We start from the raw sequence: 22,969 nt of genomic DNA on the forward strand, positions 1-22,969 counted from the left end.
TGGCCGAACGCATGCGAAACATGGCCACGCACGGGTCACCTATCGACACAACGCAGACCTCGAAGGAATCACACAGGATGGATGTTTCGCAGCTCGAGTTCGGTATCGACAGTTTCGGCGACCGGCCCCGCAACGATCGGGGCGAGATCGTCTCGTATGCGCAGGCGATCCGCGCCGCGGTGACCGAGGCGGTCCTGGCCGATCAGGCCGGCATAGATGTGATCGCGCTGGGTGAGCACCATCGGCCGGAGTACGCGATCTCCAGCCCGGAGACGGTGCTGGCCGGTATCGCGACCGCCACGAAACGGATCCGGCTCGCCTCGGGCGTCACGGTGCTGTCCTCCGACGACCCGGTGCGGGTGTTCCAGCGTTTCGCCACCGTGGACGCGCTCTCCGGCGGCCGCGCCGAGGTGATCCTCGGCCGGGGTTCGTTCACCGAGTCCTTCCCGCTGTTCGGGTACGACCTCGAGGACTACGAGGTGCTGTTCGAGGAGAAGATCGACCTGTTCCACCGGCTCCTGGACGAGACACCGGTGACATGGGAGGGCACCACTCGTGCCGCCCTGCATGATGCGGAGGTGTACCCGAAGACCGAATCGGGGCGTCTCGCGACCTGGGTGGGGGTCGGCGGCACACCCGAGTCGGTGCTCCGTACCGCTCGCTACGGGTTCGGGCTCATGCTCGCCGTGATCGGCGGCGACCCGGCTCGTTTCGCTCCCTATGTGGAGTTGTACCGGCGGGCGAGTGCGGAGTTCGGTACGACCGCGCAGCCGGTCGGGATGCATTCGCCGGGTTTCGTCGCCGCGACCGACGACGAGGCCAAAGAGCTGTTCTACCCGGGGTACCGGGAAATCCACGACCGCATCGGCGCGTTGCGCGGCTGGCCACCGCTGCGCCGGGAACAGTTCGACGCCGAGGTGGCGAGCGGGTCGCTGTATGTCGGTTCGGTGGAGACGGTGGCGGCCAAGATCGCCCGGGCGATCCGCGCGCTGGATGTGGGCCGGTTCGACATGATCTACTCCGCCGCCGGCACCGTTTCCGCCACCGCCCGGCTACGTTCGGTCGAGCTGTACGGCACCGCGGTCATCCCCCGGGTCCGCGAGATTCTGGCCGGACAACCCACCGTCACGGTGGGGACGCCCCGATGACCGACTCCGGCTTGCCGCCCGACGGCTCGGCAACAGTGCACCTCGTCGCCCGAACTGCGACGCCCTCTCACGAAAGGACATCCAGATGGCCGAGGCATTGATCGACAACACCGGTGCGTCCGTGACGGTCGAGCTCGTTACCGCCGATCCGATCAGCTCCTACGTCCTGAATCTCGCCGACGGCTCATCCGCCGGCCGGGCCGATTTCGTCGACTCGCCCGGAGCAGACGCCGAGCGGATCTTTTTCCATACCGAAGTGGACCAGGAGTTCGGCGGACGAGGTCTGGCCGGGATACTGGTGCGGGCGGCGCTGGCAGACTGCATCGAGAACGGCATCACCGTCGTTCCGGTGTGCCCGTTGTTCGCTCGCCATCTGCGGACGCACGGCGATGCATTCGTCGCCAGCGGCGGTGTTTTCCGCCGGCCGACGCCCACCGATATCGACCTGGTCACGCGCGCTACCCGGAGCGGAGCATGAAATCTGCTCGGTGACACGTCTGCAGGAGGAGCACGAATGCGATCGGTCGTTCCCGACTACCTGACCGAGGCACTCGGAGATGTCGAGCCGGACATCTCCGGAGCGCCGGCGGGCTATATCCCCGAGCTCGCGGCGGCGGACCCCGACCGCCTCGGCGCGGTGTTCGCCACCGTCGACGGCATGGTGTACGGCGCCGGCGATATCGATACCGAGTTCACGATCCAATCGATTTCCAAACCGTTCACCTACGCGCTGGCACTGGCCGATCGCGGTTTCGGCCCGGTGCTCGCCAAAGTCGGTGTCGAGCCATCGGGCGAGGCGTTCAACCAGATCTCCCTCGAAAGCGATACCGGCCGCCCCTACAATCCGATGATCAACGCCGGTGCGATCACCGCGCATTCGCTGGCCGGCTCGCCCGAACTGACTCCGGCAGAGCGCGTGCAACGGGTCGTCGATGGTCTTTCGGCGTTCGCCGGCCGCCCGCTGACGATGGACGAAACGGTGTGTGCGTCGGAGATGGAGCACGCGCACCGCAACCTCGCCATCGCGCATATGCTCCGCAGCCACGACATCCTCACCGAAGACCCGCAGGCCGTCGTCGACGGCTACGTCCGTCAGTGCTCGGTGCTCGTCACCACGCGAGACCTCGCCGTGATGGCCGCGACGCTGGCCAACCGCGGGGTCAATCCGCTCTCGGGGGAACGAGTGATCCCCGAACCGGTGGTGCGTCAGGTGCTGAGCGTCATGTCCACCTGCGGGATGTACGACGCGGCCGGTGACTGGGCGACGCAGGTCGGCATTCCGGCGAAGAGCGGGGTGGCCGGGGGCCTGATCGGTGCGCTTCCCGGTCAGATCGGCATCGCCACGTTCTCACCACGACTCGACCGTCACGGGAACAGCGTGCGCGGGGTGTCGCTGTTCGAGCGGTTCTCCGCCGATATGGGTTTGCATGTGATGGAGGTTCCGGCCGCTGCGCGCGCGGTGGTGCGATCCAACCACGTCATCGGCCGCGGGCCGGACGCGCTCCGGGTCTTCCGATTACAAGGCGGAATCCGTTTTGCCGCAGCCGAGAGAGTGGTGCGAGAGGTCGTGGACACGGCACCCGCAGAAGTCACGGTGGCTGTGGACCTCACGAGGGTCTATTCGATCGACGACGTGGGCCGGCGCATGCTGCTGGAGATCGTGCGCCGGCTCACGCTGGATGGACACGAGGTCTACCTGGTCGACCCGGAAGCGATCATCCCCGACCCCGATCCAGGCGACGGTGGCCGGGTCACGGTCGTAGGACACGTTGAACAAGCCGTGCATTCGCGCACATAACCCAGGCAGCAGCCCCGGCGTCACCTGGGATTCGCCACGCCGGAGCTCAGGGCTGCGCAAGGAAAGGCGGCACACCGTGTCCACTTACAGCACGCGGCCCGCGCCGGGCCGATCGGCATCGAAAGGGAGACCATGGGATACATCACCGTCGGACACGAGAACAGCACGCCGATCGAGCTCTACTACGAGGACCAGGGTTCGGGCCGGCCGGTCGTCCTCATCCACGGCTACCCGCTGAACGGGCACAGCTGGGAACGCCAGACGCGCGAGCTCCTCGCCTCCGGCTACCGGGTCATCACCTACGACCGTCGCGGATTCGGGCAGTCGTCCAAGGTCGGCTCCGGGTACGACTACGATACTTTCGCCGCGGACTTGAACACGGTTCTGGAGACGCTGGACATCCGCGATGTGGTGCTGGTCGGCTTCTCGATGGGCACGGGGGAACTGGCCCGGTATGTGGCCCGCTACGGGCACGAGCGAGTGGCGAAGCTCGCGTTCCTCGCCTCCCTCGAACCGTTCCTGGTGGCCCGCGACGACAACCCCGAGGGCGTGCCGCAGGAAGTGTTCGACGGTATCTCCGCGGCAGCGAAGGACGACCGGTACGCCTGGTTCACCCAGTTCTACTCGGACTTCTACAACCTGGACGAGAACCTCGGTTCCCGGATCAGCCAGGAAGCCGTCACCGGCAGCTGGAACGTCGCGATCGGCAGCGCCCCGGTCGCCGCGTACGCGGTCGTCGCCTCGTGGATCGAGGACTTCCGCAGTGATGTCGAGGCGGTGCGGGCCAGTGGCAAACCGGCGCTGATCCTGCACGGCACCGAGGACAACATCCTGCCCATCGACGCCACCGGGCGCCGCTTCCACGCGGTATTCCCCGAGGCCGACTACGTCGAGATAGAAGGCGCCCCTCACGGTCTGCTCTGGACTCATGCCGACGAGGTGAACGCCGCACTGAAAACCTTCCTCGACAAGTAGGACCCGAACGAAGAGCGGTCGCCCGGGTGAGCGCGGAAATGGAGACAAGGCACCATGCGTCCATCCTTGGACAAGGTCATGCCCGAAGCATGGAAGGCCGCGGAAGCGTTCTCGTCGGCGATTCGGTCGGCGGTGCTGCAGCGTGGCCTCTCGGTCCAGGAGACCGAATTCATCAAGCTGCGCGCCTCGCAGCTCAACCAGTGCGCCTACTGCTTGGAGCTGCATTCGCGCGAGGCGAGACGAGCCGGGATCACGCAGCAGCAGCTCGACGTGCTGCCGGCGTGGCGGGAGACCGGATTGTTCGGTGAGCGGCAGCGGGCAGTGCTCGCGGTGGCCGAGGCCGCCACCGTGCTCCCCACCACGGATGAGTCGGAGGCCGATCTCGTCGGTGCCCGCCGGGTTCTCGGCGAGGAAGCATTCGTTGCCGCCGAATGGGTGGCGGTCACGATCAATGCGTTCAACCGGATCTCGATCCTCAGCCGGCATACGGTGCGTCCCCGCGATACCGAAGGGAAGATCATTCGATGACCAACCTCGACTCACGGCCCGATCTGGAAGTCCTGGAACCCGGGCAGCCGTGCACGGCGACGGAGATCCTCGAGCCGCGCGCGGTGCCCCTCGGCGGCGTGCGGGAGATGACCGTGTACCGGACGCTCCCACAGCGGCAGCGATCGCTGGTGGGCGCGTGGTGTTTTCTGGACCACTACGGTCCCGACGATATCTCGCTGACCGGTGGAATGCAGATGCCGCGGCACCCGCACACCGGGCTCGCAACGGTGTCCTGGTTGTTCACCGGACGCGTCGGGCATCTCGACTCCGGCGGTAACGCGGCCTCCGTCGTGCCGGGCGAGCTCAACCTGATGATCGCGGGCCGCGGCATCACCCATCAGGAGATCAGCGACCCCGGGACGAATATCCTGCACGGCGTGCAGCTCTGGTACGCGCTGCCGGACGAGACGCGTTTCAGTGAGAACGCGTTCGCCCACTACGTTCCCGAGCCGGTGACCCTCCCCGGTGTCACGGCGCGTGTGTTCATCGGAGCGCTACTCGGATCGGTCTCCCCGGTGAGCACCCGGACGCCCGACCTGCTCGGTGCCGAACTCGTCCTCGAGCCCGGCGCCACGGCACGGCTCACCGTGCGGGACGACTTCGAGCACGCGGTCCTCGCCGAAAGCGCCGCGGTCACGGTGAATTCGGCCACTGTCGATCACCGCTCGCTCGCCTACGTACCTCCCGGATCCGAGACCGTGGTCATCACCGCGGGCGATACCGGAGCCCGCGTCATCCTGCTCGGCGGCGTCCCGCTGCGGGAGCAGATCGTCATGTGGTGGAACTTCGTCGGACGCGATCACGACGAGATCGCCGAGTACCGGCGCCGTTACCAGGCCGAACTCGGCTTCGAACCGGCCGATCCGCGGGATGCCGGCAAATCTGCCCTGTTCGGCGAGTTCCCGACCGACCAGCCGCCGCCACTGCCCGCGCCACCGCTGCCGAATTCCCGGCTGCTCCCGCGCGAGTAGGGCGCGGAAGCAGCCCCTTCCGTCCGGCCCGGCAGTGACCGGCCTGCGGGAATCGCGCCAGGGCGCCAACTGTGTCGCGGTCATGGATGGCGCCGGAGGCCGGCCTTGCCGGCAATCGTGACGTCGAGTGCCGGGGTCGGCGTGGCCGCGCGGCTAGGCCTCGTCGACGATTCTGATCGCCCACTCCGGGCAGGCGTCCTTGGCGGTCTGCACCGCTTCGGTGAGATCCTCGGGGATCTCGGTATCGACAGCTTCGGCGTAACCGTAATCGTTGAGTGTGAAGACTTCCGCGCACAGGGTGGTGCAGATCCCGTGGCCCTTGCAGGAGTCGGCGTCGACGATGACCTTCATGGAACTAACCTTCCGTACGGTCGAATTCGAGGTGCAGGCTGGTGATTCCGCGCAGGATGAAGGTCGGCAGGTAGGTGTATTCGCGGGCGTCTGCCGGGCCGTGCACGCTTTCGTCGATCCGGATATCGGTGGTGCGTTCCAGCAGGCGTTTGATCGCGACCTTCGCCTCGGCCCGGGCCAGCGGGCTGCCGGGGCAGGTGTGGATACCGCGGCCGAACGCGATATGGGAGCGGGCGTTGGACCGCTGCGGGTCGAAGGTGCTCGGGTTCTCGAACCGGCGGGGGTCGCGGTTGGCGCCGCCGTTGGCCAGCATCAGCACCGTTCCGGCCGGAATATCCACGCCGCCCACAGTGGTGTTCTTCTTCGCCATCCGGAAATCGCCCTTCACCGGGCTTTCCATCCGCAGCATTTCCTCGATGAAGTTACCGATCCGCTCATGGTCTTCGCGCAGCCAGCGCTGCAGTTCCGGATCCTCGGCGATCATCCTCAGCGATGAGGACAGCAGCCGGACGGTGGTTTCCTGGCCGGCCGAGAACACGTTGGCGGCAACGCGTACCACGTCCAGCACCTCGGGTTGGCTACCGTCGGGGAACGTGGCCTCGGCGAGGCTGGTGAGGACATCGTTGCGCGGGTCGGCGCGGCGGTCCTCGATATAGGCCGAGAACTTCCCGTACAGGAATTCGATCGGGTTGTGCGACATTCCGCCTTCGCCCTCGGTGCTGCCGACCGTTTGTTTACGGTGCGGATCGCGCTGCAGGGCGTTGAGGAACTCTTCCTGATCGTCCTGGGGCACACCGAGCAGGTCGGCGATGATGTAGAGGGTGAAAGGTCCCGCGAAATCGCGGATCATATCGCCCTTCCCGGCGGCCAGGTACTCGTCGAGTACCTTATCGGCCATATCCCACATCGCCTCCTCGTTCTCCTTGAGGCGTTTCGGGGTGATCAGGCGCATGAGCAGGCCGCGGTGCGCGGTGTGGGTGGGCGGATCCATGGTGGGCAGCTGGTCGCTGAGTGGCAGCGAATCCCGGTGTTCGGCGATCAGCGCATCGACATCGGAGTTCTCGTCGATGGGGGCCGGGAAGCCGGGAAACGGGCCGGTGACCGATATGCAGGAGGAATACTGTTCGGCATCGTTGAGGACTTCCAGGGCCTCGTCGTAGCCCGTCACCATCATGACGTTGTGGTGCTTCTCCCGGGTGACCGGGCACTGTTCCCGGAGTGCGTCGAAATACGGGTACGGATCGGCGATCAGCTCCTCACCGAGGAAGAAGTCCAGATCCTGGAAGTTTTTCACGTGACGGTTCCCTTCGCTCCGCCGGCTCCCACCGCCACGAGCAGCTCCGCCGGTTGACTTCCGCATTTGAGAATATAACTCTCATCTGTGAGTATGAGATTTCCACACGGCGTGCCGTGCGTCAACCGGAGGACCGGAGAACATGACCCTCGATCTCACCGCTGACCAGCGGCTCTTCCAGCAGACTGCCCGGGAATTCCTGGCGGAGACCGTTCCGGTGGCGACAGTACGCGCTCTGGGCGAGGCCGAAACCGGATTCGACCGCGACTGGTGGCGCTCGGCCACCGAACTCGGCTGGACCGCCATGCTGGTCGCCGAGGAATACGGCGGCGGTTCCATCTCGGGTCGTCCGCTCACCGAATTGACGTTGGTCGCCGGTGAACTGGGACGTGCCTGCGCACCGGGACCGTTCGTCACCACCAATGCGGTGCTGGCCGGGCTGGCTGGTGCCGGGCCCGGATTCGGTGACACGATCGCCGGGGTAGCGGCAGGGGAGCAGGTCATCGCGTGGGCGGTCTACGAACCGGGCCGCGGTATGGAGGTGATGTACGCCCCGGGCACCGACGGGGGTGCGCGGGTGAGCGCGACGCCCGAAGGCGACGGGTACCGCCTCGACGGGATCAAGGACCGGGTCGAATCCGGTGATCAGGCCGATCTCTTCCTGGTGACCGCGCAGGGTCCCGACGGGCCGGTGCAGTTGCTGGTCCCGGCCGATACCCCCGGGGTGACCGTAACCCCCACCTGGACCCTGGACCTGGTCCGGCGCACCGCCCGTATCGACTTCGACGGGGTCGTGGTGCCCGCCACCGCGGTAACGCATACCGGACCGGCCGCCACCGCCGCGGTACGCGCCCAATTGCACACTGCCGCTGTGCTCACTGCGGCCGAAGCCGTAGGCGCCACCGAGGTAGCCCTCGAGTCCACCCTCGGATGGCTGAACGACCGCTTCACCTTCGGCCGGCCGCTCGCCTCGTACCAGGCGCTCAAACATCGCATGGCCGATAACAAGACCTGGCTGGAGGCCTGCCGGGCCACCGCGACCGCCGCGGCCGCGGCCTGCGACGACGATCCGGACACCGCGGACGAAGCGGTGAGTGTCGCGAAATCGTATGTGGGTGCGAAGGCGCCGGTGATCGGGCAGGACTGCGTACAGCTGCACGGCGGTATCGGGGTCACCTGGGAGCACGATCTGCATCTGTACCTGCGGCGGATCGGGTTGGGCCGGGCGCTGTACGGCACGCCCGAAGAACACCGCCGCCGGATCACCGATCTTCTCGTCGCCGCCTAGCGCGCCGTACCTCCTGGAAGGCAAACCGCCATGACCAACGATGTGGAACCTGTCGCCGAGTTCCGTGAGCGCGCCCGGAACTGGTTGCGCGACAACCTTCCGCCGGCTCTTCCGGAACAGGCGCCCCCGGACAGTAAAGAGGAATGGGATCGGGCCCGGGAACTACAGCGCACACTGTACGACGCCGGATTCGCCGGCATCTGTTTCCCGAAGGAATACGGCGGCCTCGGTCTCACCCCGGCGCATCAGGCGGCGTTCACCACCGAGTCCTATCCCTACGAGATGCCGGTCATCCTGAACGTCCCCACGCTGTCCATCTGCGCGGCGACCCTGCTCGACCTGGGCACCGAGGAACAGAAACGCGAGCATCTGCCCGCGGTACTACGCGGCGACGAACTGCTGGTGCAACTGCTGTCCGAACCTCGCGGCGGCTCCGATCTGGCGGGGCTCACCACCCGCGCCGACCGGGACGGCGACCGGTGGATCCTCAACGGGTCCAAGATCTGGAGTTCCGGTGCCTACGCCGCCGACTACGGCCTGTGCCTGGCCCGCACCAACTGGGATGTGCCCAAACACCGCGGACTCACCATGTTCCTGCTCCCGATCGGGGCGCCCGGGGTCACCGTCCAGCGGATCAAACAGGTCACCGGGTCCACCGAGTTCTGCCAGGAATTCTTCGACGATGTGACGCTCGGCGACGACACGGTGATCGGTCAGGTCGACAACGGCTGGGAGGCGGCCTCGCGGCTGCTGCATCACGAGCGGGCCGCGATCGGCGGGACCTCGCCGTATATGAGTGGCGCCCGCCCTCATCTCGGTGGCGAGAACTCCCCGATCCTCGAGATAGCCCGGCGGCTCGGCCGGCTCGACGACGCCCGGGTCCGCGAGGATATCGGTGAAGCCCGTGCGATGATGGTGGTGCGCGACCAGCTGATCGACCACATCACCCGCAGTATCGTGGCCGGTGAACTACCACCGGCGGCCGGTTCGATCACCCGGTTGTTCAGTGCCGAGAATTCCTGGTTGCAAACCGATATGGCGGTGAAGGTCGCGGGCGCGGATGCCGCGACCCACGCGCCCGGCGACCCACTCGATACAGCCAAGATCGGCACCGACTACCTGTTCCGTGCCGCCTGGAGTTTGGCCGGTGGGAGTACCGAGATGGCGCGCAATGTGATCGGCGAACGTGTCCTCGGTATGCCCCGCGAGTACGCCGCCGACCGCGACGTGCCGTTCAACGAGGTGAAACGGGGCCGCTAGGGCGGACCCGGCAGATTCGGAGGCAGTGATGCGGTTCATCTTCCATTACCCGGAAACCGGCGGTGCGGACGGCGATGTCCTCGACGCCGGGCCGCTGGGCGAGGTCGCGGTGGCGGCCGAACAGGCGGGTTTCGGCGGGTTCTCGTTGAGCGAGCATCCCGCGCCCGGCGCGCGCTGGCTGGGTGCAGGCGGGCACCAGACGCTGGACCCGTTCGTATCCCTGGGCTACGCGGCCGCGCTGACCGAGCGGATCAGGTTGATCACCTACCTGTCCGTGGCGCCCTACCGCAATCCCATGTTGCTCGCGAAAGCCGCCGCGACCCTGGACAAACTCTCCGGTGGCCGGGCGATCCTGGGAATCGGCAGCGGTTATCTGAAGGGGGAATTCCATGCCGTCGGGGTCGATTTCGACGAACGCAACACCCTGTTCGACGAAGCGCTCGATGTTCTACCGCTGCATTGGAAGGGGGAGCCGTTCAGTTACACGGGCAAACATTTCAGCGCCCGCGATGTGCAGGCCCGGCCGACCCCGGTGCAGCAGCCGATCCCGATCTGGATCGGCGGTAATTCGGCGTTGAGCCGGCGGCGCGTGGCGCGGGCCGCGCACGGGTGGATTCCGATGTCCGGCGGTGCCGAACTCAGCAGTACCGCCCGGACCCCCGAACTCGGCGGGATCGAGGAGCTGTCCCGCAAGATCGCCGGAATACGCGAATCCGCCGCGAGTTCGGGACGGACCGAGCATATCGACCTCGTGTACTCCTACAGTCACCCCGGCCTCACCGGACCCGGTGCCGACCCGGGCCTGCATCGGGAAGCGTTGAGCGAACTGTCCCGCGCCGGAGTCGACTGGATCGTGGTCTCCACCCGGGCCGGTGTGCACGAAACCCTCGACCCGGGAGTCACCTTCGATTTCCTGGCCGAGTTCGGCGCGACCTACATCGACGGATAGGACGATCACATGGGCTGGTTCGAGGAACGCGCCGGTCTCGCCGGCACAGTGGCCGTGGTGACCGGTGGTGCGGGCGGATTGGGCGGTGCGATCGTCTCGGACCTGGCGGCCAACAGCGTGCGCGTCGCCGTCCTCGATATCGATGCCGCGGCCGCAAGCGAACTACGGGACACCCTCGCCGACCGCGGCCACGAGGCATTCGTAGAACACGGCGACGCACGCGATCCCGACGAACTCACCGCCCTGATCGAGGCCGCTCGGTCTCGGTGGGGCAGGCTCGATACCTTGGTGAATGTGGTGGGCGGTACCTTCCGCGCCCCGTTCACCGAAACCCGCCCCAAAGGCTGGGACGCGCTGCTGCGCACCAACCTGACCCATGTGCTGCACGCCTGCCATCAGGCGGTCCCGCTGATGCGGGCGGGTGGCCGCGGCGGCAGCATCATCAATATCACCACCATCGAAGCACACCGCGCCGCACCGGGTTTCGCAGTGTATGCGGCGGCCAAGGCTGCGGTGGAACAGTTCGCGCGCACTCTCGCGATCGAGGTGGCACCGGACGGGATCCGGGTCAACAATATCGCCCCGGATTTCGTCCCCACACCGAACCTGGAACGTATCGGCACCGGTGACAACGCCATGATGGACCCGGAGGGGGTGAAGGTCGCCATCCCCATGGGCCGGGCCGGCCGCCTCACCGATATCTCCCACTGCGCGGTCTTCCTGGCCTCCCAGCTCTCGGCTTACCTCACCGGCACCACCCTGCACCCGGACGGTGGCACCTCGGCCTCCGGCGGGTGGTTCAACTGGCCGGGCGAGGGCTGGGCCAACCATGCTCCGCTGCGGGTGCTTCGGGAAAGCGGGGACCTCGGCGCCGACGGGGCTCGGCCCCCCTTGGAGGCCCACGGAAGCGGGTAGCCGAGTTCCGCGCAGTTCTTCGGATCGCGGCCACGACGTTCGGCATCGGATATCTGGCGGCCACAGCCGACATCCGGCACCTCGAACAGGGAATCCGGGCTGTGCGTTTGCGTGCCCGGCGACGGCTCGCCCGGCTGATCGGCGGGGACGCCCGCTCGATCGTGCGCGGTCAGTTCGCTGCCGAGTCTTCCTCGTCGATGCTTCGGGGCAGGTTCGCCAGGGTGTGCAGGGCACTCAGGAATACCTGGCGGTCAGCGGGCGAGAGGTGTTGCAGCACCAACTGTTCCTCGCGGGACTGGATCTCGGTTCGAGCCCGCGCGACGATCCGGTGCCCCTCGGCGGTGAGTTCCAGTAGGCGGGCCCGTCGGTCGGCCGGGTCGGGATATCGGTGCAGGAGTCCGCGCTCCTGGAGGTCGTCGAGGACCGCGATGATGCGGGTTTTGTCGGCACCGATTTCCTGGGCGAGTACACCCTGGCCGCGGGCCGGTCCGCGGCTGAGCGCGACCAGCACACTGTAGGCCCACATGGTCAGGCCGTACGAGTCGAGGACCGGGCGTTCCATGGCGATCAGCGTGCGGGTCAGCGGTGCGAGCATTGCCGCCAGGTCCGGACGGTCCGTTGATCCCATGGGTCGAATTTACCGGGGCCGCGACCCGTCACCGCATATCGGCATCCGGGCCCGCGTGGGACCGGATGGGCGGTTCGTCTCTGAAAATAATAAGCATGGACATATGATACGCGTAAGCTTACTATTTGGATATGGCTATCGAAGACCTTCGCGAGCTGGACCGCGCCGCGGTGCTCGCCACCGTGAAAACCGCCGAACTCGTGACCCCGGACCTGCTCGACCGCCCGACCCCCTGCACCGCCTGGACCGCCGGCGAGCTGCTGGCCCATATGGCCGCCCAGCATCGCGGCTTCGCCGCCGCGGCACGTGGCGACGGAGCCGACCTCGCCCTCTGGCATCCGCGGCCGCCCGGGCCGCATACCAGCGAGGAGTACGCCGAATCCGCCGATGCCGTGCTGGCGGCCTTCGCACCGGACGATGTGCCGCAGCGGCTGTTCGCCATGCCGGAATTCGGTGCCGGTGTCACTGTGCCCGGGCACCAGGCCATCGGATTCCATCTGGTCGACTATGTGGTCCACGGCTGGGATCTCGCGCGGGCCGTCGGGCAGGACTACGAACTGGATCCGGCGTGCGCCGAGCCGGTACTGCGGATCGTCGGGCGGATTCCCGACGGACCGGAGCGCGACAGCCCGGAATCGCCGTTCGCGCACGCACTCCCGGATTCGGGCACCGGCTCCGCACTCGACCGGATCCTGCGTATGCTCGGCCGCTCCCCGAACTGGCCCGAACAGCACTGAGCTGAAAGTTCGCCGGGCGCCCGGCGGCGACAACGACCTCGCTCGTCGTGCGGAGAGGGCTGTTGCGAAACCTCCTTCGCGCGCGACCGCGGTGGTAGCTCAGGCGCTACCCGGCGGCAGGCCGGGAAGGTGGGCGCCCGGCGTATGGCCGAACGTCTTGCGGAAGATATCGATGAACGCGCTGGCCGAAGCCCAGCCGCAGCGGTGCGCTACGGCAGTGACGGGCGTCCTTTCCGCCAGGAGGATCAGGGCGTGGTGCAGGCGTAGCTGGGTTCGCCATTGCGGAAACGTCATGCCGAGGTCGCTGCGGAACAGTCGCGACAGGGTTCGGTCACTGGCCCCGGCCTCGCGACCGAGCTCAGCGAGAGTACGGGTGTCGCCGGGGTCGTCGATGAGGATGGTGCACACCGCGCGCAGCAGAGGCGCGGTGGGGCTGGGCAGGTGCAGGGGCTGCTGGGGTGAGGCGCGGAGCTGGTCGAGCAGAACCGCGCGCAGGCGAGTGCGTTCGGGGCATTCGCGGTCGTCGCGGGTGTAGGCGATGATCAGCTCCCGCAGCAGCGGACCGACCCGCAGCACGGTCGGGGCGGCCAGCCCGAGGGGGTTGTCGCCGGCCGGTAGGCCCAGCAAGTGCAACTCCAGGTCGCCGTAGGCGCGATGGGCATGAACGGTGCCGGCCGGCACCCAGATGGCGTGCGTGCCCGGGGCGACCCAGGTTCCGGCATCGGTCGTGATCGAAAGAACGCCACGACCTGCGTAGATGATCTGGTGGTCGTCGTGGCGGTGGGCGTCGATCCGCGCGCCGGAGGCGAGGAGCTGGGCGCGGGTCGGTGCGACCGGCTGATGGCGGATTTCCGACACAGGATGGCAGTTTATCGGAAGCGCGCCAGCGACCGGGTTGTGAGCATGGTGTCTGTGCGCCGAAACACCGCCATTCTGCTGCTTTCCACGGGTCATGCCTGCGTCGATGTCTACCAGGGCGCCGTCGCGGCGCTCGTCCCGTTCTTCGTCGCCGAGCGTGGCTACACCTACGCCGCGGCGTCGGGGATCGTGCTGGCGGCATCGCTGCTGTCCTCGGTGGTGCAACCGGTGTTCGGGGCGTTGACCGACCGGTGGCCGATGGCGTGGCTGCTACCGGTGAGCACACTGGTCGCCGGTGCGGGAGTCGCGGCCAGTGGGCTGTCCGGGTCGTACACGGTCACGCTGGTGTGCGTGGCGATATCCGGAATCGGGGTAGCGGCCTACCATCCCGAATCCGCGCGGATCGCGCGGGCCGCGAGCCGAGGCAGCCACACTCGGATGGCGTACTTCGTCACGGGCGGCAATATCGGGTTCGCGCTGGCGCCGGTACTGGTCGCGGTCACGGTCGCGGCCGGGGGAACGAGCTGGACACCGCTGCTGGTCCTACCGGCGCTCGCCGGGGCAGCGGCGAATCTGCCGGTACTGCGGGCGCGGCAACAGACCCGGGCCGCGGGGATCGCAGAGTACGCACCGGCCGGGCGCGACGATATGACATCGTTCCTGCGGATATCGCTGGCCGTGGTGTTCCGTTCGATCGCCTTCGTCGGGTTGAGCACCTTCGTGGCCCTCTACGTCCAGCAACGGATGAACGGGAATCCGGCCGCGGGCACAGTGGCGCTGTTCATGCTGTACCTCGGCGGTGTGATCGGATCAGCGCTGGGCGGCGCCCTGGCCGCACGCTGGGGCCGGGTGACCGTCGCGCGGTGGTCGTACCTGTTCGCCGCCGGAGCGATCGCCGGGGTGGTGTGGACACCGGGCCCAGGTGTGTACCTGTTCGTGGCGGCGACCTCGATCGCGCTCTATGTACCGTTCTCACTGCAGGTGACCCTCGGTCAGGACTATCTGCCCTCGCGGGCCGGCACCGCCGCCGGAGTGACGCTCGGGCTCTCCGTCAGCGTCGGGGGTCTGGTGAGCCCCGCCCTCGGCCACCTCGCCGACACCACATCCTTGCAGGTCGCGTTGTTACCGCTGATCGTGATGCCGATGCTCAGCGGGTTGTTGTTCTGCAGTCTGCGCGATCCGGCGATGCCACGCCGAGACGTACCGTCCGCCGCGAAGGTCTGAGGCCGTGCTCGGCGACCGTGGAGCTACTCGCGCACCGGAGCGGTCGCGGTGGAACGCGCGGCACTGCTGTCCGCATCCAGGCCGGCGAGCAGGCGCAGCCCGTCCTCGGCGGGGCTGCCCGGGACAGCGGACAGGACCAGCATCTCCAGACCTGATTCGTCCGGTAGGGCGAAGTTCTCCTGGTGCAGTTCCAGGAGTCCGACCAGCGGGTGCCGGTAGGCCTTGCGCCCGTGGGTGCGGGCGCGTACATCGGCCCGGGCCCAGAGACGGCGGAAACGTTCACTGCCCATCGCCAGTTCGCCGATGAGCGAGACCAGACCCGGGTCGTCGGGGTATTTACCCGCGGCCAGGCGCAGATGCCCGACCGCGTCCAGGGTGCAGGTCTCCCAGTCCGCGTACAGGCCGCGATCGGCCTCCTCCAGGAAGATGTGCCGGGCGGTGTTGAGTCCGGGGATCGGCCGGCCGTAGAGCAGCCCGGCCAGGCGATTGCCGGCGAGCACATCCAGGCGGTGGTTCATGATCAGCGCGGGTGCGCCGGCGACCAGATCCAGCACCCGCAGCAACTCGGGCCGGACCTGACCGCCCGGTGTCTTCGCGCGGCGCCGCCGCTGCTGGGCGAGCCGGTAGAGGTGACCGCGTTCGGTCTCGTCGAGACCGAGCACGCGGGCGAGCGCATCGAGGACCTGCTCGGAAGGCTGGGTGGCGCGCCCCTGTTCCAGGCGCACGTAATAGTCGACGCTCACGCCGGACAGATGCGCCACTTCTTCGCGGCGCAGCCCGTCGACCCGGCGAGGCCTGTCGGTGGGGATGCCGACGGCGGCGGGGTCGACCCGGGAGCGCCGGGTCCGCAGGAAGCCCGCGAGATCGTCCATGCCCCCAGTATGGCCGCGCCGACGCCGGCGAAGGTGGCCCTGCCGATACCAGGAAGCCCGGTCCGATGGAAGAAACGCCCCTGAACGCCGGGCGCCGCGACGCCCAGGATCGACAACATCCGATCCGAAGGAGTTCCGATGAAGACACTGATCGTCTACGCCCACCCCGAACCGACATCGCTCAACGGCGCACTGAAAGACCTCGCGGTGTCGACGCTGGAAAAAGCGGGGCACGAGGTACAGGTCAGCGATCTGTACGCGATGGACTGGAAGGCGGTGGTGGATGCGGCGGACTACGGCCCCGCCGCCTCGACCCCGCTACGGGTCGTCCGCGATTCGGGACGGGCCTTCGATACTGGGGACCTCACCCCCGATGTCCGCGCCGAACAGGAGAAACTGCTGTGGGCCGAGACGATCATCTTCCAGTTCCCGCTGTGGTGGTACTCGATGCCCGCCATCCTCAAAGGCTGGGTGGACCGCGTATTCACCCAGCACTTCGCGTACGGCGTCGGCGAGCACAGCGACATCAAGTACGGCGAGCGCTACGGCGAAGGCACCCTCGCGGGCCGCAAGGCACTGCTGTCGGTGACCATCGGCGGCCAGGAATCGCACTACTCCGCCCGCGGGGTCAACGGCCCGGTCGAGGATCTGCTGTTCCCGATCCACCACGGCATCCTCTACTACCCGGGTATCGAGGTGCTGCCGCCGTTCATCTCCTACGGCGCCGACCGGCTGACCGCGGCAGCCTATCCGGATATCGCCAAGGCATGGGAGCGGCGCCTGCTCACCCTGGACTCGACCGAGCCGATCGCCTTCCGGCCGCAGAACTCCGGTGATTACGAAATCCCCTCGCTGCAGCTCAAAGAGGGACTCGAACCCGCGGGCCGCACCGGTTTTGGTCTGCATGTACGCGGCTGACCGATGTCGATGCGACGACCGCGCAGGATCCTGGCCGGAAAGCCCGCCGGGTCAGCCCGGCCCGACGGCGGCGCGGATCGCGGGGTCGAGCAGGCCGAGGTCGCTGCCGAGACGGTCGGCGAGGTCGCGGGCGACCGCGATATCTTTGCGGAGGAAGTCGCCGACCGATTCCGAGAAGGCCGCGACCGATCCTTTGGCCGCGACACTGAGGACCGCGCGGCTGGAACTACTCGCGTGGGGCAGCGCCGCAAGCACTTCCGATTCGGCGAGACCCAATTCCCCGGCGAGCCGGACGGCTTCGGTGACCAAGCCGATCTGGGCGGCGAACAGGGCGTTGTTCACCAGCTTGACCCGCTGGCCGTTGCCCAGTGCACCGACGGCCAGCACCGGATCGGCGTAGGCCGACAGCACGGGGCGGGCGCGTTCGACCGCTTCCGTCTCGCCACCGAGGAAGACGGTGATCGCACCGTCGGCGATATTGTGCGGGCCGCCGCTGACCGGGGCATCGACCACATACCGGCCGGTGGCGCCCGCGGCGATCGCGGTCGCGGTATCGGGGCTGCCGGTGGTGTGCAGGATCAATACCGAACCGTGCGGCATGGTGTCGAGCAGGCCGCTGCCGAGGCAGACCTCGCGCACCTGGTCGTCGGTGAACACACAGATCACCACCGCCTCCGCGTTCTCACCCGCTTCGGCCGCCGAGCCGACGGTGGTGGCGCCGGCGGCGCTGATGGCCTCGCGGGCGGCGGGGTTGCGGCCGACGGCGCGCACACTGTGCCCGGCGGCCACGAGGCGCCGGATCATGGGGACGCCCATCCGGCCGGCGCCGATGAATCCGATACGCACTCGGTTCTCCTTCGATCGTGGGCGCCGGAACTCCCGGCGTCCGAGCAGCTTCGGGCCACCCCGCCGCGCAGGCAATCGTGGCCACGGGAAACGCTGGTTCAGCGCGGTTTCCCCATGAGCCCCAGGGTCGCGTCGGCGGTATCGAGTACCGCACCGGGCGTGATATCGGCGGCCTCGGCGAGTTCGCTGATCAACCGGACATCCTTGCGCAGCAGGTCCCCGGCATGGGTCGCGATCTGATCCAGCGATCCACCGCCGGCCAGGATCCGGCCCAGCGCGAAACTGTTCCCGCTGCCGTTGCCGATCACCTCGCCGAGCCGCTGCGGGCTCACCCCGAGCTGTTCGCCGAGTTCCAGGGTGCTCACGGCGGTGGCCATATGCGCGGTGAAGAGCAGGTTGTTCAGCAGTTTGGTGGTCTGGCCGGCACCGACATCACCGAGGTGCACCACCGGATTCGCGTAGGTGCCGAATACCGGCAGACAGCGTTGCAGGGTTTCGGTGTCCCCACCGGCCATCACCAGCAACCGACCCGCCTCGACTGCCGGTGCGCCGCCACTCACCGGCGCGTCGATCAAGGAAATACCTTGTTCGGCAGCCTTTTCGGCGAGGTCGCGGCAGGTGTCGGGGTGGACGGTGCTGTGGATGGCGATCACGGGCCGCTCGGTGCGTCCGGCCGCCGAGGCGGCGAATCCGGCGAAGATACCGTCCTCGCGTTCCAGCACTTCCCGCACATCCGCGTCGCCGACGACGCACAGGCACACCAGATCGCTGTCGGCGGCCAGGGCGGCCGGGCTTTCGGCGATCTTCGCCGCGGTTTCGGCATACGGTTCGACCGATACCGCGCGGCGCGCCCACAGTGTGGTCGGGTAGCCGCCTTCGACGATCCGGCGGGCCATCGGCCCACCCTGGCTCCCCAATCCGATGAATCCGACGCGCATATGATTCTCCCTTCGCGCGCTAGGAATCGGCGCTCGCCGAATCCGGTTGTCCGGCGTTCGGCCGCCAGAACACGGCCAGCAGTACGGCGGTCCCGAGCACGCCGACGAGGAGCGCGATCAGTCCACCGGCCCAGCCGGTGATCTCGATACCGGCGGCATGATCCACCGACAGCCATCCCGGGCCGAGAATGCCCATGACCACGCAGACCACGCCGAGCACCAGCACGTACTCGTAGCCGTCGCGCATCACGAAGAATCCGTTCTTCCGGTGCGCCAGCAGGGCGGCCACCAACATCACCGAGATCACCGCCGCGGCGGCCAGCGGGGTGAGCAATCCGAGGATCAGCAGCACACCGGCCCCGATCTCGGTGATCACGCTCAGCCACGCCTGCAGTACACCGTTGCGCAGCCCGAGACTGCTGAACCAGCCGGCGGTGCCGGCGATCTTGCCGCCCCCGATCCAGTGGTTGACCCCGTGCGCGATCATGGTCGCCCCCACGACCAGCCGCAGCAGCAACAATGCGATATCGGTGACATCCATGGGTTACCTTTCCGGCGCCGCGGCGCCGCCGTCGAATTGCAGGGTGGGCCCGGAGAATTCGCCGGCCTGCCGGGCGAGGAGACATTCCTCGGCGAAAGCCAGCACGGACAGATGGTAGGCCGGTGCCGTATGGCCGAGGCTGATGTTGTGCCCGGTATTCGGCTGCCTGTTCACCACCACCCGGCCGGCGGCGGTGAACAGGGACCCCACCGCGGTCATTTCCTCCGGATCATTACGCCATACGCGTTCGTGCTCGCCGAGGGTGTAGCGCACCGGGATACGGATATCCGGTGCGAGCCCGAGGAATTCCCGGGCGGCCCACTCGTTGAGGGCCTTCACTTCGAGAGCCGATCCACGTGCGGAGACGCTACCCCCGCCGAGAACATCCGGGGCGTAGAGCCGCGACGGACTCCAGATCAGTTTCCCCACTCCCGGCGGTCGCTTACCGGGCTCCCGCCGCGCACCCCAGAGCAGTTCATGCGCCACGGGCTGGTGTTGCCGCCCGGTCCCGGCCAGTTCGAGACCCAGTAGATCCGCCCCGCGGTCGGCCGCCGCCATCCGGACGGCCAGTTCACAACCCGCCGAATGCGCCAGCAGGAAAACCCCCGCACCACGCGGTAACCCGTCGAGCAGCGTGTCGATCGCCCCATACATCAGATCCACCCGCCGGCGCGGATCCGCCAACCGGTCGGCATAGGGCCCGGAGCTCCGGAAACCGGGCCGGTCCAGCGCGAGCATGGTGTACCCGAGTCGCTGCCCGGTGCGCAGCAGCGAGAACTCCGGATGTCCCGGGCAGTCGAAATACCGGGAGTCGACCGCACCCCCGTGCACGGCAACGACCACCGCGCGCGGCGTGGGCGCTTCGGCCAGCAGTCCGGACACCGGAATTCCGTGGACTTCCCGTACTTCCGCGACAACCGGCAGCGGTCCCGTGGAATCGGTCGCGACAAGATCCGAATCGGTGAGGGTCATCTGTTGCCTGCCACTGGGATATCTCGAGCAAGTGGTTCGGGCACTGACGGTCGGATGTTCGGCACCGAACCCCGCCCGCCCGCAGGCGGCGGGTTCCTCCGGGGGGCACGCATCGCCGCGCCCGGGCCTACCGCGCTCGATGCCGGTGCTCCTGCCCGGAAACGTCGTGGTGGTCGGCGGATTCGCAGGGCTCGAGGTCCAACCGCTGCCGGTCGGGGCGCAACGGCGGTCCGTTCCGGCGCCCCGGTGGCAGGCCGTGCCGGTGCGCTCATCAGGATGCGCTCCGCAACAACATGGCCCCGCCCGGCGTCAGCCCGCCGCTGGAAACCACCGCGACCCGCGCATCCCGGACCTGGCGCTCCCCGGCGGTGCCGCGCAACTGCACGATCGCCTCGTGCAGCAGCCCCATCCCGTGGGTGCGGCCGTGTGACAGCTGCCCGCCGTGGGTGTTCAGCGGCAGGATCCCGTCGCGGGCGATATTCTTCCCGCCGTCCAGGAAATCCTTGGCCTCGCCGATTTTGCAGAAACCCAGTGCCTCGATCCAGGACACGCAGTTGATGGTGAACCCGTCGTACAGTTCGGCCACATCGACATCGTCGGGTCGCAGATCGGTGCGGGTCCACAGGTGCGCGGCCGGGCCGAGTACCTGGGGTTCATGGGTGAGGGTGCTCTGATCCCATTCGATCCGCTCGATGATCTGGGTGCCCACGGCCGCCACCTCGATCCCGGGCACCGGCAGGTCCGCGGCGGCGTCGCGGGCCGAGACGATCACCGCGACCGCACCGTCACACGGCACATCACAGTCGTAGAGACCGAACGGCGTCGTGATCGGCCGGGCGTTGAGATAGTCGTCCATGGTCATCGGATCGCGGTAGACCGCGCTCGGATTCAGTGCGGCGTTGGCCCGCTGATTCAACGCGACCCAGCCCAAGGTTTCGCGGGTGGTGCCGTACTCGTGGAAATGCCGCTGTGCCTTCTGCGCCAGCGTATGCGCGGCGGAGGTGGAGCCGAACGGATGCATCCAACTGGAGGTGCGGCCGCCGCCGGATACGGGGATCGTGCCGCGTTTCATCAGCTCGTTGAAGGTGGCCTCCCATACCGTGCGGTAACACAGCACGTGGGTGGCCAGCCCGGCGTGCACGGCGAGCATGGCCGCGATCACCGAGCCGCCGGGCCCGAAGGTCTCGATTCCGCCGTTGTGCCAGGTGGGCCGGATCCCCAGCGCCGATTCCAGTGCGGTGACCCCGCCCTCGCCGAAACCGCCCAGGTTGCCGCCGCCCGGATACGAGGACAGCCCGTCGATATCGTCGAGCGTCAGTCCGGCATCGGCCACCGCCCGTTCGCAGGCGTCGACGGTGAGCTCGAGGGGCGGCCGCATCAGCCGGCGCCCGATATCCGACATCCCGATTCCGGTGAGAACGACACTGTCCTCGAACTTGTCGCGGCGCAGCATCGGCGTCACCCGCTTACCGAATTCGGCCGGTGCGATCTCGTCGACCGGCAGCGGCGCCGGTTCCGGCTGCTGCGCGGTGGGACGGAACAGCGGCAGCCAGACATCGTCGTCCTGCTGGAATACCACCTCGAGCCGCATACCGAGGTGGAGTTCGCCGGGATCGGCTTCGACGATATTGGTGGTGAGCCGGACCCGGGGGTCGTCGGTGAGTGCCACGGTCGCCACCACATACGGCGGCGGCAGGCCCGGCAGCGCGAACCGCTGGTTGACCGTGAAGGAAGCAAGTGTCGCCGTGCCCGAAACCACGCGCGGGGCGAGTTCGCGACCCCGGCAGTACCGGCAGATCGGCTGCGGCGGGTGGATCAGCGCCGAACATGCCCGGCACTCCTGGATCCGCAGCCGCCCGTCGGCGCCGGAGGTCCAGAAGAACTCGGTGTCCAGGGACAGCAGCGGGAGCGGCCGCCCCGAACGGGGTGCCGGATCGTCACCGTTCGTCGATGCCATATCGCCTCCTCGTGTCACCGGTGCGCGGCGCTTCCGGCCGGTGATCTCCTCGTTCTCCGTGACCGTGCCACGCGCCGCGGTCACGGAGAGTCCGTGGTGGTGCCTACGGTGCCCTAGATCTGCGCGGCGTCCTTCCGGACGGTGACGGGTTCGGCGAGTCGTTGTTCATCGCAGACCGTCTGCAACTTCTCCAGCGTTTCCGCCAGCCCCGGACCGAGCGGTTCACCGGGGGTGAACGTGGCCGGAAGATGACGCATGCCCTGGATGACCGCGATCGTCTCGTAGTGCACGGTTTCCTCCGGGATACAGCGGAAATCCGGTATCCGGTCCAGCACCGCCAGCAGCATCCGCTTGTACACCGCGCGGGCCACATTGGACCCGATACACCGGTGGATACCGAGCCCGAAACTGAAGTGGCGATTACCTTTCCGGTCCAGGACGACGGTATCGGGTTGTTCGAATACCGCCGGGTCACGGTTGGCCATCGCCCAGGACAGCCACAGCCGTTCCCCTTCGGCGAACCGGGCACCGGCCAGTTCGATATCGGTGTTGAGGGTCCGGCCGTCTCCCGGCGCGGGGGTGAAGTAGCGCAGGAACTCCTCGGTCGCCGAATCGAGTAGTTCGTCCCGTTCACGGCTGAGGGTTTCGCGTTCGGCGGGATGTTCGGACAACCATTCCAGCGAATGCGCGGTGAGCGCGGTGGTGGTGTCGAAACCGCCGCCGATCAGGAGCCCGAGCATGCCCAGGATCTCGATATCGGGGAGGGGTTCACCGCCGAGCGTCGCCTCCGTGGCCAGTGCGTGGACGAGACCGGGCCGCGGATGCTCCCGGATCTCGACCAGGTTGGTGTACATATCCAGGCCCATTTCCTGGTGTAACCGGTGCACTCGCTCGTATTCCGGGGAGTCCGGCGGGGTGTAGACCGTGGCGTGTGCGGGCTCGCTGTAGACCGCCCAGTTGCGCAACGGGATGCCCAGCAT

The 22,969-nt window shown here is 67.8% G+C and carries 24 protein-coding genes; 13 read left to right on the forward strand and 11 right to left on the reverse strand.

The genetic code is table 11. The features are described from left to right. Positions 1 to 77: 77 nt before the first annotated feature. From ON22_RS31315 to ON22_RS31340, 6 genes are all read left to right on the forward strand, one after another. Positions 78 to 1,148 carry an LLM class flavin-dependent oxidoreductase gene (locus ON22_RS31315; RefSeq protein WP_033245697.1) on the forward strand — a complete coding sequence of 357 codons (1,071 nt, stop codon included), beginning with the start codon at positions 78 to 80 and terminating at the stop codon, positions 1,146 to 1,148. 85 nt (positions 1,149 to 1,233) lie between these two features. Beyond that, a complete protein-coding gene (locus tag ON22_RS31320) occupies positions 1,234 to 1,626 on the forward strand; it encodes a GNAT family N-acetyltransferase (protein ID WP_033245696.1) in 393 nt (130 codons plus the stop codon). 36 nt (positions 1,627 to 1,662) lie between these two features. Beyond that, complete coding sequence (locus tag ON22_RS31325; RefSeq protein ID WP_033245695.1) at positions 1,663 to 2,946, forward strand: glutaminase; 1,284 nt, start codon at positions 1,663 to 1,665, stop codon at positions 2,944 to 2,946. 132 nt (positions 2,947 to 3,078) lie between these two features. Then, positions 3,079 to 3,921 (forward strand): alpha/beta fold hydrolase, encoded by an 843-nt coding sequence (locus ON22_RS31330; protein WP_033245694.1) that lies wholly within the window; start codon positions 3,079 to 3,081, stop codon positions 3,919 to 3,921. A 54-nt stretch (positions 3,922 to 3,975) separates the two neighbouring features. Continuing rightward, on the forward strand, positions 3,976 to 4,449 hold the full coding sequence (locus ON22_RS31335) for a carboxymuconolactone decarboxylase family protein (protein WP_033245693.1): 474 nt from the start codon (positions 3,976 to 3,978) through the stop codon (positions 4,447 to 4,449). After that, entirely contained in the window at positions 4,446 to 5,441 is a 996-nt protein-coding gene (locus ON22_RS31340) for a pirin family protein (RefSeq protein WP_033245692.1), read from the forward strand. The genes ON22_RS31335 and ON22_RS31340 overlap by 4 nt, the downstream gene beginning before the upstream one ends. Positions 5,442 to 5,594: 153 nt before the next feature. On the opposite strand, the gene ON22_RS31345 is transcribed toward ON22_RS31340, so the two are convergent. Together ON22_RS31345 and ON22_RS31350 are read right to left on the reverse strand one after the other, a co-directional pair. Further along, complete coding sequence (locus ON22_RS31345) at positions 5,595 to 5,792, reverse strand: ferredoxin (RefSeq protein ID WP_033245691.1); 198 nt, start codon at positions 5,790 to 5,792, stop codon at positions 5,595 to 5,597. A gap of 4 nt (positions 5,793 to 5,796) precedes the next feature. Then, positions 5,797 to 7,086, reverse strand: coding sequence for a cytochrome P450 (locus tag ON22_RS31350; protein WP_033245690.1), 1,290 nt, complete (start codon positions 7,084 to 7,086; stop codon positions 5,797 to 5,799). A gap of 142 nt (positions 7,087 to 7,228) precedes the next feature. Here ON22_RS31350 and ON22_RS31355 point away from each other — a divergent pair, with 142 nt between their 5' ends. From ON22_RS31355 to ON22_RS31370, 4 genes are read left to right on the forward strand one after another with little or no spacing between them, the layout of a single operon-like run. Then, a complete protein-coding gene (locus tag ON22_RS31355) occupies positions 7,229 to 8,374 on the forward strand; it encodes an acyl-CoA dehydrogenase family protein (protein ID WP_033245689.1) in 1,146 nt (381 codons plus the stop codon). 30 nt (positions 8,375 to 8,404) lie between these two features. Further along, positions 8,405 to 9,634 carry an acyl-CoA dehydrogenase family protein gene (locus tag ON22_RS31360; RefSeq protein ID WP_033245688.1) on the forward strand — a complete coding sequence of 410 codons (1,230 nt, stop codon included), beginning with the start codon at positions 8,405 to 8,407 and terminating at the stop codon, positions 9,632 to 9,634. A gap of 28 nt (positions 9,635 to 9,662) precedes the next feature. Next, complete coding sequence (locus ON22_RS31365; protein ID WP_033245687.1) at positions 9,663 to 10,583, forward strand: LLM class F420-dependent oxidoreductase; 921 nt, start codon at positions 9,663 to 9,665, stop codon at positions 10,581 to 10,583. A gap of 9 nt (positions 10,584 to 10,592) precedes the next feature. Beyond that, complete coding sequence (locus ON22_RS31370) at positions 10,593 to 11,498, forward strand: SDR family NAD(P)-dependent oxidoreductase (RefSeq protein WP_033245686.1); 906 nt, start codon at positions 10,593 to 10,595, stop codon at positions 11,496 to 11,498. Between the two features lie 169 nt (positions 11,499 to 11,667). Here ON22_RS31370 and ON22_RS31375 read toward each other — a convergent pair whose 3' ends face one another. Continuing rightward, positions 11,668 to 12,126 (reverse strand): MarR family winged helix-turn-helix transcriptional regulator, encoded by a 459-nt coding sequence (locus tag ON22_RS31375; protein WP_033245685.1) that lies wholly within the window; start codon positions 12,124 to 12,126, stop codon positions 11,668 to 11,670. Positions 12,127 to 12,257: 131 nt separating this feature from the next. Here ON22_RS31375 and ON22_RS31380 point away from each other — a divergent pair, with 131 nt between their 5' ends. Then, positions 12,258 to 12,863 carry a TIGR03086 family metal-binding protein gene (locus ON22_RS31380; protein WP_033245684.1) on the forward strand — a complete coding sequence of 202 codons (606 nt, stop codon included), beginning with the start codon at positions 12,258 to 12,260 and terminating at the stop codon, positions 12,861 to 12,863. 99 nt (positions 12,864 to 12,962) lie between these two features. Here ON22_RS31380 and ON22_RS31385 read toward each other — a convergent pair whose 3' ends face one another. Next, positions 12,963 to 13,721 carry an AraC family transcriptional regulator gene (locus ON22_RS31385; protein WP_033245683.1) on the reverse strand — a complete coding sequence of 253 codons (759 nt, stop codon included), beginning with the start codon at positions 13,719 to 13,721 and terminating at the stop codon, positions 12,963 to 12,965. Positions 13,722 to 13,775: 54 nt separating this feature from the next. Between ON22_RS31385 and ON22_RS31390 the strand changes: the two genes are divergently transcribed. Then, the gene (locus ON22_RS31390) at positions 13,776 to 14,945 is read left to right on the forward strand and encodes an MFS transporter (RefSeq protein ID WP_033245849.1); all 1,170 of its coding nucleotides are present in this window, start codon (positions 13,776 to 13,778) and stop codon (positions 14,943 to 14,945) included. A gap of 23 nt (positions 14,946 to 14,968) precedes the next feature. On the opposite strand, the gene ON22_RS31395 is transcribed toward ON22_RS31390, so the two are convergent. Further along, complete coding sequence (locus ON22_RS31395; protein WP_033245682.1) at positions 14,969 to 15,817, reverse strand: helix-turn-helix transcriptional regulator; 849 nt, start codon at positions 15,815 to 15,817, stop codon at positions 14,969 to 14,971. A 138-nt stretch (positions 15,818 to 15,955) separates the two neighbouring features. Between ON22_RS31395 and ON22_RS31400 the strand changes: the two genes are divergently transcribed. Continuing rightward, entirely contained in the window at positions 15,956 to 16,735 is a 780-nt protein-coding gene (locus ON22_RS31400) for an NAD(P)H-dependent oxidoreductase (RefSeq protein WP_033245681.1), read from the forward strand. 51 nt (positions 16,736 to 16,786) lie between these two features. On the opposite strand, the gene ON22_RS31405 is transcribed toward ON22_RS31400, so the two are convergent. The 6 genes from ON22_RS31405 to ON22_RS31430 form a co-directional block, all read right to left on the reverse strand. Beyond that, positions 16,787 to 17,581, reverse strand: coding sequence for an NAD(P)-dependent oxidoreductase (locus ON22_RS31405; RefSeq protein ID WP_081595970.1), 795 nt, complete (start codon positions 17,579 to 17,581; stop codon positions 16,787 to 16,789). A 98-nt stretch (positions 17,582 to 17,679) separates the two neighbouring features. Continuing rightward, positions 17,680 to 18,519 (reverse strand): NAD(P)-dependent oxidoreductase, encoded by an 840-nt coding sequence (locus ON22_RS31410; protein ID WP_033245680.1) that lies wholly within the window; start codon positions 18,517 to 18,519, stop codon positions 17,680 to 17,682. Positions 18,520 to 18,538: 19 nt separating this feature from the next. After that, positions 18,539 to 19,060, reverse strand: coding sequence for a DoxX family protein (locus tag ON22_RS31415; protein ID WP_033245679.1), 522 nt, complete (start codon positions 19,058 to 19,060; stop codon positions 18,539 to 18,541). A gap of 3 nt (positions 19,061 to 19,063) precedes the next feature. Next, entirely contained in the window at positions 19,064 to 20,032 is a 969-nt protein-coding gene (locus tag ON22_RS31420; RefSeq protein ID WP_033245678.1) for an alpha/beta hydrolase, read from the reverse strand. Between the two features lie 271 nt (positions 20,033 to 20,303). Continuing rightward, the gene (locus ON22_RS31425) at positions 20,304 to 21,989 is read right to left on the reverse strand and encodes a thiolase C-terminal domain-containing protein (RefSeq protein ID WP_051158336.1); all 1,686 of its coding nucleotides are present in this window, start codon (positions 21,987 to 21,989) and stop codon (positions 20,304 to 20,306) included. Positions 21,990 to 22,102: 113 nt separating this feature from the next. Further along, positions 22,103 to 22,969: cytochrome P450 (locus ON22_RS31430; RefSeq protein ID WP_043740938.1), on the reverse strand; the 867-nt coding region annotated here is incomplete at its 5' end.

The sequence above is a fragment of the Nocardia carnea NBRC 14403 genome, assembly GCF_000308515.1.
GTDB classification, from domain to species: domain Bacteria; phylum Actinomycetota; class Actinomycetes; order Mycobacteriales; family Mycobacteriaceae; genus Nocardia; species Nocardia carnea.

What these genes read in the sequence shown, in the direction of transcription:
- ON22_RS31315 (WP_033245697.1), top strand. Translation starts at nt 78, where the DNA reads ATGGATGTTTCGCAGCTCGAGTTCGGTATCGACAGTTTCGGCGACCGG.
- ON22_RS31320 (WP_033245696.1), top strand. Translation starts at nt 1,234, where the DNA reads ATGGCCGAGGCATTGATCGACAACACCGGTGCGTCCGTGACGGTCGAG.
- ON22_RS31325 (WP_033245695.1), top strand. Translation starts at nt 1,663, where the DNA reads ATGCGATCGGTCGTTCCCGACTACCTGACCGAGGCACTCGGAGATGTC.
- ON22_RS31330 (WP_033245694.1), top strand. Translation starts at nt 3,079, where the DNA reads ATGGGATACATCACCGTCGGACACGAGAACAGCACGCCGATCGAGCTC.
- ON22_RS31335 (WP_033245693.1), top strand. Translation starts at nt 3,976, where the DNA reads ATGCGTCCATCCTTGGACAAGGTCATGCCCGAAGCATGGAAGGCCGCG.
- ON22_RS31340 (WP_033245692.1), top strand. Translation starts at nt 4,446, where the DNA reads ATGACCAACCTCGACTCACGGCCCGATCTGGAAGTCCTGGAACCCGGG.
- ON22_RS31345 (WP_033245691.1), bottom strand. Translation starts at nt 5,792, where the DNA reads ATGAAGGTCATCGTCGACGCCGACTCCTGCAAGGGCCACGGGATCTGC.
- ON22_RS31355 (WP_033245689.1), top strand. Translation starts at nt 7,229, where the DNA reads ATGACCCTCGATCTCACCGCTGACCAGCGGCTCTTCCAGCAGACTGCC.
- ON22_RS31360 (WP_033245688.1), top strand. Translation starts at nt 8,405, where the DNA reads ATGACCAACGATGTGGAACCTGTCGCCGAGTTCCGTGAGCGCGCCCGG.
- ON22_RS31365 (WP_033245687.1), top strand. Translation starts at nt 9,663, where the DNA reads ATGCGGTTCATCTTCCATTACCCGGAAACCGGCGGTGCGGACGGCGAT.
- ON22_RS31370 (WP_033245686.1), top strand. Translation starts at nt 10,593, where the DNA reads ATGGGCTGGTTCGAGGAACGCGCCGGTCTCGCCGGCACAGTGGCCGTG.
- ON22_RS31375 (WP_033245685.1), bottom strand. Translation starts at nt 12,126, where the DNA reads ATGGGATCAACGGACCGTCCGGACCTGGCGGCAATGCTCGCACCGCTG.
- ON22_RS31380 (WP_033245684.1), top strand. Translation starts at nt 12,258, where the DNA reads ATGGCTATCGAAGACCTTCGCGAGCTGGACCGCGCCGCGGTGCTCGCC.
- ON22_RS31395 (WP_033245682.1), bottom strand. Translation starts at nt 15,817, where the DNA reads ATGGACGATCTCGCGGGCTTCCTGCGGACCCGGCGCTCCCGGGTCGAC.
- ON22_RS31400 (WP_033245681.1), top strand. Translation starts at nt 15,956, where the DNA reads ATGAAGACACTGATCGTCTACGCCCACCCCGAACCGACATCGCTCAAC.
- ON22_RS31410 (WP_033245680.1), bottom strand. Translation starts at nt 18,519, where the DNA reads ATGCGCGTCGGATTCATCGGATTGGGGAGCCAGGGTGGGCCGATGGCC.
- ON22_RS31415 (WP_033245679.1), bottom strand. Translation starts at nt 19,060, where the DNA reads ATGGATGTCACCGATATCGCATTGTTGCTGCTGCGGCTGGTCGTGGGG.
- ON22_RS31420 (WP_033245678.1), bottom strand. Translation starts at nt 20,032, where the DNA reads ATGACCCTCACCGATTCGGATCTTGTCGCGACCGATTCCACGGGACCG.
- ON22_RS31425 (WP_051158336.1), bottom strand. Translation starts at nt 21,989, where the DNA reads ATGGCATCGACGAACGGTGACGATCCGGCACCCCGTTCGGGGCGGCCG.